At 74.2% G+C, this 15,059-nt stretch carries 13 protein-coding genes and 1 riboswitch; of the genes, 11 read left to right on the plus strand and 2 right to left on the minus strand.

What is annotated here, in order from left to right:
• The first annotated feature begins 156 nt into the window (after positions 1-156).
• The 3 genes from MKW14_RS05320 to MKW14_RS05330 are packed head-to-tail and all read left to right on the plus strand — an operon-like array spanning position 157 to position 4,768.
• A complete protein-coding gene (locus MKW14_RS05320; protein WP_240859266.1) occupies positions 157-1,494 on the plus strand; it encodes an FAD-binding protein in 1,338 nt (445 codons plus the stop codon).
• A complete protein-coding gene (locus tag MKW14_RS05325; RefSeq protein WP_240859267.1) occupies positions 1,485-2,987 on the plus strand; it encodes a TIGR00730 family Rossman fold protein in 1,503 nt (500 codons plus the stop codon). The genes MKW14_RS05320 and MKW14_RS05325 overlap by 10 nt, the downstream gene beginning before the upstream one ends.
• Positions 2,988-3,013: 26 nt before the next feature.
• Positions 3,014-4,768, plus strand: a complete 1,755-nt coding sequence (locus tag MKW14_RS05330) for an ABC transporter ATP-binding protein (RefSeq protein WP_240859269.1) — start codon at positions 3,014-3,016, stop codon at positions 4,766-4,768.
• Between the two features lie 57 nt (positions 4,769-4,825).
• Here the strand turns inward: MKW14_RS05330 and MKW14_RS05335 are convergent, their stop codons facing one another.
• The gene (locus tag MKW14_RS05335) at positions 4,826-5,119 is read right to left on the minus strand and encodes a hypothetical protein (RefSeq protein ID WP_240859271.1); all 294 of its coding nucleotides are present in this window, start codon (positions 5,117-5,119) and stop codon (positions 4,826-4,828) included.
• A 170-nt stretch (positions 5,120-5,289) separates the two neighbouring features.
• On the opposite strand from MKW14_RS05335, the gene MKW14_RS05340 reads away from it, so the two are divergent.
• A complete protein-coding gene (locus MKW14_RS05340; RefSeq protein WP_240859272.1) occupies positions 5,290-5,655 on the plus strand; it encodes a nuclear transport factor 2 family protein in 366 nt (121 codons plus the stop codon).
• Positions 5,656-5,680: 25 nt separating this feature from the next.
• Here MKW14_RS05340 and MKW14_RS05345 read toward each other — a convergent pair whose 3' ends face one another.
• Entirely contained in the window at positions 5,681-6,214 is a 534-nt protein-coding gene (locus tag MKW14_RS05345; RefSeq protein ID WP_240859273.1) for a MarR family winged helix-turn-helix transcriptional regulator, read from the minus strand.
• A gap of 61 nt (positions 6,215-6,275) precedes the next feature.
• Here MKW14_RS05345 and MKW14_RS05350 point away from each other — a divergent pair, with 61 nt between their 5' ends.
• From MKW14_RS05350 to hypF, 7 genes are all read left to right on the plus strand, one after another.
• Positions 6,276-7,133 (plus strand): hypothetical protein, encoded by an 858-nt coding sequence (locus MKW14_RS05350; protein ID WP_240859274.1) that lies wholly within the window; start codon positions 6,276-6,278, stop codon positions 7,131-7,133.
• 4 nt (positions 7,134-7,137) lie between these two features.
• A riboswitch (ZMP/ZTP riboswitch) is annotated at positions 7,138-7,221 on the plus strand.
• Between the two features lie 23 nt (positions 7,222-7,244).
• Positions 7,245-8,093, plus strand: a complete 849-nt coding sequence (locus MKW14_RS05355) for a bifunctional 5,10-methylenetetrahydrofolate dehydrogenase/5,10-methenyltetrahydrofolate cyclohydrolase (protein ID WP_240859275.1) — start codon at positions 7,245-7,247, stop codon at positions 8,091-8,093.
• Positions 8,094-8,250: 157 nt separating this feature from the next.
• Positions 8,251-9,486, plus strand: coding sequence for a glycosyltransferase (locus MKW14_RS05360; RefSeq protein WP_240859652.1), 1,236 nt, complete (start codon positions 8,251-8,253; stop codon positions 9,484-9,486).
• A 136-nt stretch (positions 9,487-9,622) separates the two neighbouring features.
• Positions 9,623-11,341, plus strand: coding sequence for an enoyl-CoA hydratase-related protein (locus MKW14_RS05365; protein WP_240859276.1), 1,719 nt, complete (start codon positions 9,623-9,625; stop codon positions 11,339-11,341).
• Positions 11,338-11,928: a hydrogenase maturation protease gene (locus tag MKW14_RS05370; protein ID WP_240859279.1), complete on the plus strand. Its 591-nt coding sequence runs from the start codon at positions 11,338-11,340 to the stop codon at positions 11,926-11,928. Before MKW14_RS05365 ends, MKW14_RS05370 begins: the two co-directional genes overlap by 4 nt.
• Before the next feature lie 51 nt (positions 11,929-11,979).
• A complete protein-coding gene (gene hypB / locus MKW14_RS05375) occupies positions 11,980-12,723 on the plus strand; it encodes a hydrogenase nickel incorporation protein HypB (protein ID WP_240859280.1) in 744 nt (247 codons plus the stop codon).
• The gene (hypF, locus tag MKW14_RS05380) at positions 12,720-15,059 is read left to right on the plus strand and encodes a carbamoyltransferase HypF (protein ID WP_240859282.1); all 2,340 of its coding nucleotides are present in this window, start codon (positions 12,720-12,722) and stop codon (positions 15,057-15,059) included. Before hypB ends, hypF begins: the two co-directional genes overlap by 4 nt.

Genomic DNA, 15,059 nt, shown 5'->3' on the forward strand with positions numbered 1-15,059 from the left:
CAAGAATTCGTTAAGAAATATGAAGAAAAACCACGGCCGGAAATCATATTCGCGAAGTGTGGGCCTTTCTTTACTGACCCGATGCGTCGGCCTGGTTTTTGTTCCGAGACGCTCCATGAGGGAATTCTTTTCGGACCATGTACGGGAGCGTGCGGCATGAAGGCAGTCGATGTTCCGGCGGTGGACGAGGACGAGGACCTGCTGCGGGCCGCGACGGATTTCGGGCACATCGTGGACTCGCGTCCGCGCGGTGTCCTCACGGCGCATTCGGTCGACGCGCTCGGCGATCTCCTCGCCTTCGCCGGCCCGCGCGGGCTTCCGGTGTCGGCGCGCGGCGGCGGACAGGCGCTGTACGGGCAGGGACAGGCGGACGGCGGCTATGTCGTCGACATGACGGCGCTGGACGAGGTGCGCTGTCTGCCCGAGGAGCGGACGCTGGTGGCGGACGCGGGTGCCCTGTGGCGTGACGTGGTACGAGCGGCGCTCGCCGAGGGGCTGGCGCCCGCGGTGTCGCCGGATCATCTGGGCGGCAGTGTCGGCGGGGTGCTGAGCACCGGGGGCTTCGGCGGCTCCAGTCACCGGTTCGGGCTGGTCGCCGACTGGGTGCGGGAGCTGGAGGTCGTCACCGGTGCCGGGCAGCGGCTGGTCTGTTCGCCCGAGCGGCACGCCGGCCTGTTCCACGCCGTCCTTGCCGGACTCGGCCAGTGCGCGCTGATCGTCCGCGCCACGCTCCGCCTGGTGCCCGCACCGGCGCTGGTCCGCCGCTACCGCCTCTACCACCACACGCCCGGCACCTTCTTCACCGACCAGCGGCGCCTCGCCCGCGACGCCCGCTTCAGCCATGTCGCAGGGCAGGCCCGCCCGGCGATCGACGGCACCTGGGACTACGTGACCGAGGCCGTCGCCCCGCACACCGGCCAACTCCCCTGTGACGACCCGCTGTTCATCGGAGACCTCGACCACGACCCGGACACGGCGGAGATCGAGGACCTCTCCTACGCGGAGTACCTGCACCGCCTCGACCGGGACGAACGCCTGCTGCGGGCCACCGGCGAGTGGCAGCGCCCGCACCCGTGGCTGACGCTCCTGCTCCCGGAGGAGGCCGCGACGACGTTCGTGCCGTCCGTCCTGGCCGACCGCCGCCAGGAGGGCCTGCGCCACTGCGGCACCGTCCAGCTGCGGCCGCTCAACGGCAGCGCCCTGCACGCCCCGCTGCTGCGCCGGCCGCCCGGTGAACTCCTGTGCCTGCTCTCCCTGATGCGCACGGCACCGCCCGACCGCCCCGATGTCGTACGGGAGTTGGTCGCGGCCAACAGGGCGGTGTACGAGGCCGCGCTGGCCGTCGGCGGTGTCGTCCACCCGGTCGGCGCGCTGCCCATGACGCCCGACGACTGGCACGCGCACTTCGGCCCCGCCTGGGCGGACCTCGCCCGCGCCAAGGACCGCTACGACCCGCATCACATTCTGACCAGGGGGTGCGGGCTGTGGCCGTGACCTCGGTGACCGTCTGGTGCGGCTCCTCCCCCGGCCGGCGTGCCGGCCATCTGCGCACGGCCGCCGAACTCGGCCGCGCCCTGGGCAAGTCGGGGCTGCGGCTCGTGTACGGCGGTGCGCGCACCGGTCTGATGGGCGCGGTCGCGGACGGCGCCCTGGGGGTCGGCGGTGCGGTGACCGGCGTGCTCCCGCGCCGCATGCCGCCGTACGAGATCGCCCACACCGGGCTGACCGCTCTGGAGATCGTGCCCGACGAACATGCCCGGAAGGCGCGGATGACCGAACTCGGCGACGTCTTCGTGGCGTTGCCGGGCGGTCTGGGCACGGCGGAGGAACTGCTGGAGGTGTTGAGCTGGGCGCGGCTGGACCTCCACCGCAAGCCGTGCCTGCTGCTGGACCCCGAGGGCTTCTACCGACCGCTGCTGGACTTCCTGGAGCGCGCCCGGGACGAGGGGTTCGTACGGCCCGGGGATCTGGAGCGGATCGAGGTGTGCGTGTCGCCCGAGGAGGTCGTGGCGCGGCTGACGGCCCCGGCGCCCTCGATCCCGGCCCCGGCGGTACGGCCACCGACGGGCCGCACGGCGTTCCTGTTCTCCGGCGGTGCCTCGCAGCAGCCCGGTATGGGCCGCGAACTGCACGCCGCCTCGCCCGTGTTCGCGGCGGCCCTGGACGAGGTGTGCGCGCGTCTCGACCCGTATCTCGACCTGCCGCTGAAGGACGTGATGTTCGCCCGGGAGGGCACGCGCACGGCCGCGCTGCTGGACCGGGTGACGTTCGGCAATCCGGCGGTCTTCGCCCTCCAGGTCGCACAGCTGCGGCTGCTGGAGAGCCGCGGGGTGCGGCCGGACGTGCTGTTCGGGTACTCGGCGGGACGGATGGCCGCCGCGTACGCCGCCGGGGTGCTGACGCTCGAGGCCGCCTGTCACACGGTGGGCACGCTGTCCCGGCTGATGGGCAGGCTGCCGGGGACGGGCGGCATGGCCGCGCTGGAGGTGAGCGAGGAGGAGCTGCGGCTGCCGGGCGGCATGGTGGTCGCGGCGGTGAACGGCCCCCGGGACGTGGTGGTGTCGGGCGAGCGGCAGGCGCTGGACGACCTGTGCGCCGAGTGGTCGGCGCGGGGGCGCAGGACCCATCGGCTCCGGGTGGACATCGCTCCGCACTCCCCGCAACTCGACCCGATCCTCGACGAGTTCAGGGCCACCATGGCCACCATGAAGGTGTGCGCCCCCCGGATTCCGCTCGTGTCCGACGTGACCGCGCAGCCGGTCGGTGACGAGGTGACCGAGGCCGGGTTCTGGGTGCGGGAGCTGCGCGAGCCGGTGCGGTTCGCGGACGCGGTCGGCCGGCTGCACGCGGACGGGGTCACGGACTGGATCGAACTGGGGCCGTCGGACGTGCTGGTGCGGATGGTCCGGGGGTGCCTGCCGGACGCGGTCGCGTGCCCGGCGGCCCGGGACTGGCCGCGGCTGGGGGTGGGCGCCGACGTAGCCTGAATGCTCCACGACCGTCGAGGAGCGCCGTGAGCATCGCAGACCCCGGTACCCGTCCGCCCGCCTGGCGGCTGCTCCTCGGCTATGTACGCCCGCACCGCTGGGCCCTGTTGGCCGGCGCGCTGCTGTCCCTGCTCACCGGTGCCGCCGGGCTGCTGCTGCCGCTGGTGGCCAGGGGGTTGATCGACGACCTGTCCCACGACCGGGCGATCACCGGCGCGCTGCTCGCCATGTCGGCCCTGGTGGTCGCCAACGCGGCGCTGGGCGCGCTGGGTTCGTACGTGCTGCGGCGCACGGCGGAGTCGGTGGTGCTCGGGGCACGGCGCGCGCTGTCGTCGTATCTGCTGCGGCTGCGCATCACGGCGGTCGACCGCAGCGAGCCGGGCGATCTGATGGCCCGGATCACCTCGGACACCACCCTGCTGCGCGAGGTCACCACCGACTCCCTGGTGGGCCTCGGCACGGGCGGGCTCACGCTGGTGGCGACGGTGGTGATGATGGGGCTGGTGGACCCGGTGCTGCTCGGGGTCACGCTGGCGGTGATCCTGGGCGCGGGCACGGTGCTCGGCGTGATCGTGCCGCGCATCAACCGGGCGAGCCGGCGGGCGCAGGACGCGGTCGGGGTGATGGGCGCCGCGCTGGAGCGCATCCTCGGCGCGCTGCGCACGGTGAAGGCGTCGGGCGCGGAGCACCGGGAGGAGCGGACGCTGCACGAGGCCACCGAGGAGTCGTGGCGGCAGAGCGTGCGGGCCGCCAAGTGGTCGGCCGCGGCGGGCAACACGGCCGGTCTGGCGATGCAGATCGCCTTCATCACGGTGCTGGCGGTGGGCGGGGCGCGGGTGGCGACCGGCGCCGTCCAGGTCGGCACGCTGGTGGCGTTCCTGCTGTACGTCTTCTACCTCATGTCCCCGATCCAGCAGGTGGTCGGTGCGATCACGCAGTACCAGACGGGCGCCGCCGCCCTGGCCCGTATCCAGGAGGCGCTGACCCTGCCCGCCGAACCCCCGGCCGAGGCGGCGCCGTTGCCCGCGCCCGGCGCCGAGCCGGCCTCGCTCGCCTTCGACGAGGTCCGCTTCCGGTACGCCGACGACCTGCCGTACGTGCATCACGGGGTCACCTTCGAGGTGCCCGCCCGCGGTATGACGGCGTTCGTCGGTCCGTCCGGGGCGGGCAAGACCACGGTGTTCTCGCTCATCGAGCGGTTCTACGACCCGGAGTCCGGGACCATATCGCTCGACGGCCGTGATCTGGCCGAGTGGGAGCTGCCCCGGCTTCGCTCCGCGATCGGCTATGTGGAGCAGGACGCCCCGGTCCTGTCGGGTTCGCTGCGGGACAACCTGCTGCTGGGCAATCCGGAGGCCGACGAGGCGACGCTCACGCGGGTGCTGAAGACGACCCGGCTGGACGGGCTGGCCGCCCGGCTGCCCAAGGGCCTCGACACACTGGTGGGGCATCGCGGCACCAGGCTCTCGGGCGGTGAGCGGCAGCGGGTCGCCATCGCCCGCGCGCTGCTGCGCCGCCCCCGCCTCCTGCTCCTGGACGAGGCGACCTCGCAGCTGGACGCGGTGAACGAGGCGGCCCTGCGCGACACCGTCGCGGACGTCGCCCGGACGACCACGGTCCTCGTCGTCGCGCACCGGCTGTCCACGGTGACGACGGCCGACCGGATCGTCGTCATGGACGCGGGCCGGGTACGGGCCGTGGGCACCCATCGTGAACTGGTGGCCTCCGACCCGCTCTACGCGGAGCTCGCGGCCACGCAGTTCCTGGCGACGGCGGGCTGACACACGGCGAGGGCCGCCCCGGGCAGGGGCGGCCCTCGCTTCGCGCTGCGCGGTCGGCTACTGGATGCCGCCGAGCAGACCGGTCACGGGCGCGGCCATGTCGGTGAGCTGGTGCAACCGGCCGAGGTCGTTGAGCCGGTTCAGCTGCCGCAGCTGGCCCGACGGCCGCGGGATCCCCGCCTTGTGCGCCGCGGGCAGATCGCTCACGGTGAGGGAGTCGAGGGTGGTCATCGGGTTGATCGCGCCCGTGCCCGGTGCCGCCGCCTCGGCCGCGGAGGCCAGCGGCGCGGCCAGCCCGGTCAGGCCCGCGGCGAGACCGACGGCGGCGACGATACGTCGTGTTGAGATCATGCTTTCAGCAACGCCGCCGCGGCCCGGCCGGACACGGGCGCCCGCCCCCGCTCACCCGCGAGGCGTAGCGCGCGGTTGCGCTTGCCGAGCCCGCCGGGGCGGAGGAGTCTCGAAGGTGAGGTCTTCGCGGCCCGCTCCCGACCGGGTCGCGGCCCTCGAAGGAGGTCACCATGGGCACCGCGGCAAGCAGCACCTTCAACGCCGACACGCTGAAGAGGGGCGTCGAGGGACACACGGCGGCAGACCTTCTGTCGCTCTACGCGGACGACGCGCAAGTGCGCATCGTGGACCGCAACACCCAGCCCAGCAAACCCCGGCTCCTGCACGGCCGCGACGAGATCGGCGCGCTGTTCGAGGACATCTACAGCCGGGACATGACGCACCGGGTCGACCAGTGCATCGTCCAGGGCGACCACGCCGCCTACAGCCAGTCGTGCGAGTACGCGGACGGGACCCGGGTCCTGGCCGAGTCGATGATCACGCTGCGGGACGGGAAGATCGCCGAGGAAATCCTGATCCAGGCATGGGACGAGTAGGAGCCAGAAACCGCGAGGGTCCAGGTCAGCTCCCGGTTGACCTGGACCTTTTCGGCTCGGGCGGCTCCGGGCCGGACTCGGCCGCGACGACCAGCCGCCGCAGCAGGTCGGCCAGTGTCCGCTGTTCTTCTGCGGTCAGTACGGAGAGCAGCGCGACCTCGTCCGCTTCCTCCGACGCGGCGTGCTGCTCGAAGGCGGCGTCTCCCGCCTCGGTGAGCCGCACCCGCACCCTCCGGCGGTCGCCCTCCTCGTGGGTACGGCTGATCAGGCCCGCCTCCTCCAGCGGTGCCAGCCGGGCCGACAGCGCGCCCCGGGTCAGCCCCAGCCGGTCGGCGAGCTGTGACGGGCTCGCGGTGTAGGGCGGGCCGAACCGGCGCAGGGTGAGCAGCACCTTGTACTGCCAGTGGCGCAGCCCGTCGGAGTCGAGCATCTCGCGCCGGGCCTTGGAGGCGTGCCGGGACAGGATGGCCAGGCGGACGAAGATCGCCTCCTTCACCGGGTCCATCCAGTCGAGCTCCTTCACCCACTCCTCGACATGCCGGTCCGCCGAGTCCTCCATCGTCTGTCTCCCGCAGTGGTTTTCTTGTGGATGGTTTTCTGCATAACTACCTTCTCCCGTCATGACGAACGCGACGAGCGCTTTGCGCACATCCGTCAGCATCGACGAACTGATCTCCTCCGCGCAGGAGTTGTCCCTCGCCGGCCGCTGGCCCCGAGCCCTCCGGCTGCTGGACTCGGCCGTCCCCGACGCCCCGGCGGACCGGGCCCGACTCGCCCGGGCCGCCGCCGAAGTCGCCCTGGAGAGCGACTGGTTCGCGGGCACCGACCTCGCCGGGCCCCGCCTCGAGACCGCGGCCGAGCTGCTGCCCGAGGACGACTGGGACCTCGCCTTCGCACGGCTGCGGCACACCTACGGCCGCCTGCTGGTCGTCGACGGCACCCTGAGCCTCGGCCCCGCGGGCAAGGACCCGGAGGTCCTCGACGGGCTCCGGAGGCAGGCGCGGGAGCTGCGCGACGGCGCACCCGACGAGGTGCGAGGCGGCTGGGCCTCGATGTACCTGGGTCTGATCACCGACAACCTCTTCGCCGACCTCGCCGCCGCGCCCGCCCACTACGCGGCCGCCCTGGCGGCCGGGGAGTCGGGGCCCGATCCGCTGCTGGCCCGGGAGGCACTGCGGCACCTCGGCATGCACGACCACGACGGCGGGAACCACGAGCGCGCCCTCGAACGCTGGCGGCGGGCCACCGCGCTCGGCGCCGGCGCGGGCCTCGTCGCGGGCACGCTGTCCCAGCAGCTGCTGCTGGCGGTGGTGGCGCGGGCCACGGGTGACGAGGCCGGGGCGAGGGCCCTCGCGGCCGAGGTCGCCCGCTGGGCCGGAGCCGTCGGCGCCGGGCGCCTGCACACCCAGGCGACCGGCTTCCTCGACGGCGTCGACCCGACGGCGGCCCCACCGGTGCGGGAGGAGCCCGTCGGTTAGGCTCTTGGCGGGCCGTGACTGGCGCTGAGGTGGAGCACCACCGGGGAGCGGCCCCGAACAGTCGATGCCGTGCGCCTGGGCGATCCCGTCACACCGGCCCAGGAGTGGATCATGTCGCAGGCTCGCCTCATGGAGGGCACCGCGCTCGCCAGGCGCATCGTCGAGGACACCGCCGAGAAGGCGGCCGACCTCACCGCACGCACGGGAACGGCGCCCTGTCTCGCGACCGTTCTGGTCGGCGAGGACCCCGCCTCCGTCACCTACGTCCGTATGAAGCAGAACCGCTGCCGCAAGGCCGGCATCGCCTCCCGGCACGTCGCCCTGCCGGCCGCCACGACCACCGGGGAACTCGTCGCCGCGCTGCGGGAGTTGTCCGCCGATCCCGCCGTGCACGGCATCCTGCTGCAGCATCCGGTGGGGGAACACATCGACGAGCGGGCCGCGTTCGAGGCGATCGCGCCCGAGAAGGACGTCGACGGCGTCACCTTCGCCTCGTTCGCCACGATGAGCTTCGGCCTGCCGGGGTTCGTCTCGTGCACGCCCGGCGGGATCATGCGGCTCCTCGACGAGTACGACGTCGATCCCGCCGGCAAGCGCGCCGTGGTCGTGGGCCGCAGCGCCATCCTCGGCAAGCCGGCCGGCATGCTGCTGCTCGCCCGCGACGCGACCGTGACGTACTGCCACTCGCGCACCGCCGACCTGTCGTCGGTGGTGCGCGAGGCGGACATCGTGGTCGCCGCGGTGGGCCGGCCGCGGCTCGTCCGGGGCGAGGACGTCAAGCCCGGCGCCGTCGTGATCGACGCCGGGTACAACCCCGGCAACGTGGGCGACGTCGACTTCGACTCCGCCGCTCAGCGGGCCGGGCTCATCACCCCGGTACCCGGCGGCGTCGGCCCGATGACCATCGCCACCCTGCTGGAGCAGACCGTCGACGCCGCCGCCCGGCAGCTCGGGGTGTGATCGGCGCATCGAGGCGGTGCCCGGCACCACCCGCAGGCTGTCCGCGCAGCACCGGGCCGTCGACTTCCGCACCGTTGGCCGAACGCATCGCACGCCGCAAGGCGGTCGCGGCACGACCTGACACGGCGTCATACTGGCCGTCGTGCGCGTAGCGATCATGACGGCGGGATCCCGGGGCGATGTGGCCCCGTACACCGGCCTCGGGCACGGACTCGTCCGTGCCGGGCACGAGGTCACCCTGGTCACCCACGCCCGGTTCGAGCCGCTGGTGGCCGGTTCGGGCGTCCGCTTCCATCCCCTGCCCGTCGACCCGCGGGCCGAGTTGGAGTCCGCACGAGGACGCGGGCTGCATCGCAGCACGACCGGGGTGGGCAAGCTGGTACGGGTGGTGGCGATGGCGCGGGCGCTGGTCGGGCGCATGGCGGACGGCCTCGTGACGGCCGCCCGGTCGAGCGATCTGCTGCTACTGTCCGGTTCCGTGGGCCCGCTCGGCCGTACCGTCGCCGAGGGCCTGTCCCTGCCGTATCTGGACGTTCCCCTCCAACCGCTCGCTCCGACACGGGAGTTCGGGCCGCCCATGCTCGGAGTCCGCTCGCTCGGAGCGGTGGGCAACCGCATCGCCGGGCACGGGGTCACCCTCGCCGTGGAGCAGGTCTTCGCCGGGGCGCTGCCGGCCGTACGGCAGCGGCTGGGACTGCCCCCTACGAGCGCCACCGCGGCGTGGCGAGCCCGGGAGCGGCAGCCGCGGCCGGTGCTGCACGGCTTCAGCGAGCTGGTGGTGCCGCGACCGGGCGACTGGCATGCGGGCCTCACCGTGGCCGGCTACTGGTGGCCGTACGACCAAGACAGCGAACTCCCCTCCGCGCTACGGGACTTCCTCGACGCGGGACCCCCGCCGGTCTACGTCGGCCTGGGCAGCGCGACCGTACCCGACCCCGACCGGCTGAGCGGGGCCGTCGTGCGCGCCCTGCGGCGGGCCGGGCTGCGGGGCGTGATCCAGCGCGGCTGGGCCGGTCTCGAAGCCTCCGACTCGGACATGCTGACGATCGACGAGGCCCCCCATTCGCTGCTCTTCCCCCGCATGGCCGCCGTGGTCCACCACGCGGGCGCGGGCACGACGGCGGCCGCCCTGCGTGCCGGGGTGCCGACGGTGCCGGTCCCGATCCAGTTCGACGAGGGCTTCTGGGCCGCGCGCCTGGTCGCCCTGGGCGTCGCCCCACGCGCCCTGCCGCTGCGCCGCCTGACGGCCGACACCCTGGCCACCGCCCTGATGCGGGCCACCCGCGACCCGGCGTTCGCACGGCGCGCGGCCGACCTGGGGGCGCGCATCCGCGGGGAGGACGGCGTGGCTCCGGTGCTGGCCGCGGTCCATCGCTGCGGCACGGCGGGCTGAACGAGGTCAGCGAGGCGTCCGAGAACCCGGGTGCGATCAGGATGCGCTCCGGATGGAGGAAGAGTGCCCCCGGAGGACGGCGAAACGCCGCCCGGGTCCTTCTCGCCCCCCGGCGCACCGACGATCATGCCGCGTCATGGACATCTTGCTCGTCGCCAGCGCGTTCAACAGCCTGTCCCAGCGTGTGTACGCGGAACTGTCGGACGAAGGGCACCGGGTCGACGCCGTTCTCGCCTCGCACGGCACCGAGGCGGTCCGGACGGCCGTACGGGAGGTGCGTCCGGAGCTGATCGTCGCCCCGATGCTGAGGACGGCGCTGCCGGAGGACGTCTGGCAGGCGCACACCTGCCTCATCGTGCATCCGGGGCCGCCCGGCGACCGCGGCCCGTCCTCCCTGGACTGGGCCGTCGCCGAGGAGGCGCCCGAGTGGGGGGTCACGGTGCTCCAGGCGGAGGCGGGCATGGACGCGGGCGCCGTGTGGGCGTCCGCGTCCTTCCCGACGGCGCCGGTCGGCAAGAGCGACCTGTACCGCAACGAGGTCTCCGACGCCGCCGCGGCCGCCGTCCACCTGGCCGTGCGGCGGTACGCCGAGGGGGCGTTCAAGCCGCAGCCGCAGAGCGATCCCTCGATCCGGGTGGTGTGGCGCGACTTCTTCCGCCAGGAGCGGCGCGAGATCGACTGGGAGAACGACGGCACCGGGACGGTGCTGCGCAAGCTCCGTGGGGCCGACTCGCAGCCGGGCGTCCTGGACGAACTCCTCGGCCACGAGGTGTTCCTGCACGGCGGTCACCCCGAGGACGAACTGCGCGGCCACCCCGGGCAGTTGCTCGCCACGCGCGCCGGGGCGGTCTGTCGGGCCACCCGGGACGGCGCGGTGTGGATCCCGGAGCTGCGGCCCCGCAAGAGCTCAGGCGACCCGGCACCGTTCCGCCGCCCCGCGGCCGCCGTGCTCGCCGCCTTCTCCGCTCCGTCGCTGCCGGAGGTCCCGGCCCCGCTCGAACTGCCCGGCCACCGGAACACCTGGACCGACATCCGGTACCGGCAGCGCGGCGACATCGGCTTCCTGGCCTTCTCCTTCCCCGGCGGGGCGATGAGCACCGACCACTGCCGCAGGCTGCTCGCCGCCTACCGGCACGCGCTCACCCGGCCCACCCGGGTACTGGTGCTCGGCGGTTCCCGCGACTTCTTCTCCAACGGCATTCACCTGAACGTCATCGAGGCGGCCGCCGACCCCGCCGGTGAGTCCTGGTCCAACCTCAACGCCATGGACGACCTGGTCGAGGCGGTTCTGCGCACCACCGACCGGCTGGTGGTGGCGGCGCTCGGCGGCAACGCGGCGGCCGGCGGCGTCATGCTCGCCCTCGCCGCCGACCAGGTGTGGTGCCGCGCGGGCACCGTCCTCAACCCGCACTACCGGCGGATGGGCCTGTACGGCTCGGAGTTCTGGACGTACACGCTGCCGCGCCGCGTCGGAGGAGAGACCGCGCGGCGGCTGACCACCGAGGCGCTGCCGGTGAGCGCGGCCACCGCCGCACGGCTCGGGATGGTGGACCGGCTGGTGCCGGTGCCCGCGCAGGCGTTCGCCGCCGAGGTCGAGAAGCTGGCCATCGCGCTCGCCGGTGCCCCGGACCTCGCCCGGCAGATCGCCGCCAAGGCCGCGACACGCCGGGCGGAGGAGGAACGACGACCGCTCTCCGACTACCGGCGGGCCGAACTCGCCCGGATGCGCGCCATCTTCTTCGATGCGCGAGCCCCGTACCACGCCCTGCGCTCGGCCTTCGTGCGCAAGCTGCCGGGCGGCTCGGCCCGGCCCCTCGCCCCGGTCGGCGAGCCGTTCGCCGGGGGTGACCGGTGACCGGCACCCGCCTGCTGGTGGCGGGCGTCGGCAACATCTTCCTCGCCGACGACGCCTTCGGCCCCGAGGTGATCCGCGCGCTGGAGGGGCGGCCGCTGCCCGCCGAGGTGCGGGTGCGGGACTTCGGCATCCGCGGCCTGGATCTCGCGTACGAACTGCTCGACGGCTACGACACCGCCGTCCTCGTCGACGCGGCCGTACGGGGCCACCGGCCGGGCACCCTGTCGCTGATCGAGCCCGAACTCCCGGCCGGCGGCGAGGGCGCCGCTCCGCCCGAGGCGCACGGCATGGATCCGGCCAAGGTGCTGGCCCTCGCCGCCCACCTCGGCGACGAGCCGCTGCCCCGCGTCCTCGTCCTCGCCTGCGAGCCCGAGCTGCTGCCGAGCGGCGACGAGGACATCACCCCCGGCATCAGCACGACGGTCCGCGACGCGGTCGGGCGAGCCGTCGAGGCCCTGCACACCGTGATCCCGGCCCTGCTCGCCGACCCGACGGCCACGCCCCCGTTGAGCCGCCCGGACGAATCCACGGACCCGTCCACGGCCGGGCTCCCGCTGTCGGTGGCCGGCGGCGCCGAGGATCGGTGACGCACCGGCATCCCGGTCCCTCACCCACACCGACCGCGAGGAGCACCGCCCATGTGCGAGTCCATCCAGGACGTCACCCAGGCCGTCCTGGCGAAGAACGACGGCCTGGCCGCGAGCCTGCGCGAGGAACTGGCCCGGCGCGGGGTCGGCGTGGTCAACCTCCTGTCCAGCCCGGGCAGCGGAAAGACGGAGCTGCTGGGACGGGTGCTGGCCCTCGCGGTGGAGCGGGGCGTCCCGGTGGCCGCCCTCACCGCCGACCTGGCGACCGAGAACGACGCCCGGCGGCTGGCCCGTTCGGGAGCACCCGTGAAACAGCTGCTGACCGACGGACTGTGCCATCTGGAGGCCCGGCAGCTGAGCGCCCATGTGCGGGACTGGCTGCCCGAGGACACCGCGGTACTGTTCGTGGAGAACGTCGGCAACCTCGTCTGCCCGGCCTCCTACGACCTCGGCGAGAGCCTGCGCATCGTGCTCATGGCGGTGACGGAGGGCGAGGACAAGCCGCTGAAGTACCCCACCGCCTTCGGCTCCGCCCATCTCGTCGTGCTGACCAAGACCGACCTGGCCGACGCGGCCGGTTTCGACGAGGCCGCCTTCCTCGCCCATGTGCGGCGGGTCAACCCCGGGGTGGAGGTCGTCCGGTCCTGCGCCCGGGACGGCGACGGCGTCGGCACCGTACTGGATCGGGTCCTCGCCGCGCGCGACGGCGCTCCCGTGCACCGTCCGCCCCTCGCCCCGCGCCCCCACCGGCATGGGCGGAAGGATTCCGGCCTCACGGCCGGCCGCGTCTCGTGACCGCGCCCGCCGCACAGGCGGTGCGCCGCCGCGTCACCGTGCGCGGCACCGTGCAGGGCGTGGGCTTCCGCCCGTTCGTGCACCGTCTGGCGACCGGCCTCGCGCTCTCCGGCTTCGTGAGCAACACGGCGAGCGGTGTCCTCATCGAGGTGGAGGGCCCGCCGGAAGAGGTCGCCCGGTTCTGCGACCGCCTGGCCACGGAACCCCCGCCGCTGGCCGCCGTCACCGGCGTACGGGTCGAGGACCTGCCCGTCACCGGCGCCGACGACTCCTTCGCCATCCGTGCCACCGACCACTCCCCCGGCCGCACCCAGCTCCCGCCCGACACCGCGACCTGCGCCGCCTGTCTGCGGGAACTGGCCGATCCGGCCGACCGCCGCCACCGGCACCCGTTCGTCACCTGCACCCACTGCGGCCCCCGCTTCACCATCGCCACGGGGATGCCGTACGACAGGGCGCTCACCACGATGACCGGCTTCCCGATGTGCCCCGCCTGCGCCCGGGAGTACGGCGACCCCGCCGACCGCCGCTTCCACGCCCAGCCCGTCGCCTGCCCGGACTGCGGCCCCCGGCTGCGCCTGGTACCCGCCCCCGGCAGCGGGCCGCGCCCCGCACGGGACGGCGAGGCCCTGGCGGCGGCGCGGGCTCTGCTGGCGGCCGGACGGATCCTCGCCGTCAAGGGCCTCGGCGGCTACCACCTGGCCTGCGACGCCACCGACGCACGGGCCGTGGACACGCTGCGCGCCCGCAAGGAGCGCGGCGGCAAGCCGTTCGCGGTGATGTGCGCGGACCTCGACACGGTGGAGCGGATCGCCGAGGTCTCCTCGGCCGAGCGGACCGCCCTCACCGGCCCCCGCCGCCCCATCGTCCTGCTGCGCCGCCGGACGGAGGCCGCGGGCCTCCCCCTCGCGCCCGGCGTCTGCCCGGGCAGCCCGCACCTGGGGGTGATGCTGCCCTACACCCCCGTCCACACCCTGCTGCTGGGGCTGCCCGGTGATCCACCCGGCCCTCGGGTACTGGTCATGACGAGCGGCAACCGCTCCGGCGAACCGATCGTCACGGACGACGAGGAGGCGCTGACCCGCCTCGCCGGGCTGGCCGACGCCTGGCTCGCCCACGACCGGGTCATCGCCTCCCCGTGCGACGACTCACTGCTGCGGGTGCGCGCCGACGGCACCGAGCAGGTGCTGCGCCGCTCCCGCGGATACGTGCCCCGCCCGCTGCGCCTGCCGGTCGCCGTGCGGCCCGCGCTCGCGGTGGGCGGCGACCTCAAGAACGCGCTCTGCCTCGGCGAGGGCGACCAGGCCTGGCTCGGCCCGCACATCGGCGACATGGGCGACCTGACCACACTGGAGGCCGCCCAGCGGGCCGAGGGGCACATGCGGCGGCTCAGCGGTGTCACCCCCGGGCTGGTCGCGGCCGACCGGCACCCCGGCTACCACTCCTCCCGCTGGGCCCGTCGCCATGCCGCCCAACTACCCCTGCCCGCGCCCGTGTTCGTGCAGCACCACCACGCGCACATCGCCTCGGCGATGGCCGAGCACGGCCTCGACGGCACCGCACCCGTGATCGGCGTGGCCTTCGACGGCACGGGCCACGGCGACGACGGCACCGTCTGGGGCGGCGAGTTCCTGCTCGCCGACTACACCGGCCACCGCCGCATCGCCCACCTCACCCCGGCCCCGCTGCCCGGCGGCGACGCGGGGGTGGCCAACCCGTGCCGGCTGGCCCTGGCCAGGCTGTGGGCCGCGGGGCTGGCGTGGGAGCCGGACCTGCCCTGCGTCGCCGCCTGCTCACCTGACGAACTGAGCATCTTGGAACGCCAGTTGGCGCGCGGAGTGGCCTGCGTGGCGACCTCCAGCATGGGCCGGCTCTTCGACGCGGTGTCGTCCCTGGTGGGCGTGTGCCATCGCGCGGGATACGAGGCCCAGGCCGCCCTGGAGCTGGAGGCCGCGGCCACCGCGGCCCGGGACGCCGACACCACGGCGTATGCCTTCGGTCTCGTCCCCGGCCTGTGCGACCCGGCACCCGTGCTGCGCGCGCTCGTCGCCGACCTGCGGCGCGGCACACCGGTCCCGGTGCTCGCCGCGCGTTTCCACCGGGGCGTCGCACGGGCCGTGGCGGAGATCTGCCGGCGGGCTCGCCGGGAGACCGCAGTGGCGACCGTCGCGCTGAGCGGCGGGGTGTTCGCCAACGCACTGCTGGAGGAGGAGTGCGCGCGGCTTCTCGCCCAGGACGGCTTCGCGGTGCTGCGGCACGGCGAAGTCCCGCCGAACGACGGCGGTCTGGCCCTTGGACAACTCGTGGTCGCGGCGCACGAACGACAGGAGGAGTGA

Origin of the sequence: Streptomyces gilvus (genome assembly GCF_022513565.1) — a bacterium.
GTDB lineage: Bacteria > Actinomycetota > Actinomycetes > Streptomycetales > Streptomycetaceae > Streptomyces > Streptomyces gilvus.

Coding starts and splice junctions, on each gene's coding strand:
- MKW14_RS05340 (WP_240859272.1), top strand. CDS start 5,290: ATGGGCACCGCGGCAAGCAGCACCTTCAACGCCGACACGCTGAAGAGG.
- MKW14_RS05350 (WP_240859274.1), top strand. CDS start 6,276: ATGACGAACGCGACGAGCGCTTTGCGCACATCCGTCAGCATCGACGAA.
- MKW14_RS05335 (WP_240859271.1), bottom strand. CDS start 5,119: ATGATCTCAACACGACGTATCGTCGCCGCCGTCGGTCTCGCCGCGGGC.
- MKW14_RS05360 (WP_240859652.1), top strand. CDS start 8,251: ATGACGGCGGGATCCCGGGGCGATGTGGCCCCGTACACCGGCCTCGGG.
- MKW14_RS05320 (WP_240859266.1), top strand. CDS start 157: ATGAAGGCAGTCGATGTTCCGGCGGTGGACGAGGACGAGGACCTGCTG.
- MKW14_RS05355 (WP_240859275.1), top strand. CDS start 7,245: ATGTCGCAGGCTCGCCTCATGGAGGGCACCGCGCTCGCCAGGCGCATC.
- hypB (WP_240859280.1), top strand. CDS start 11,980: ATGTGCGAGTCCATCCAGGACGTCACCCAGGCCGTCCTGGCGAAGAAC.
- MKW14_RS05365 (WP_240859276.1), top strand. CDS start 9,623: ATGGACATCTTGCTCGTCGCCAGCGCGTTCAACAGCCTGTCCCAGCGT.
- MKW14_RS05345 (WP_240859273.1), bottom strand. CDS start 6,214: ATGGAGGACTCGGCGGACCGGCATGTCGAGGAGTGGGTGAAGGAGCTC.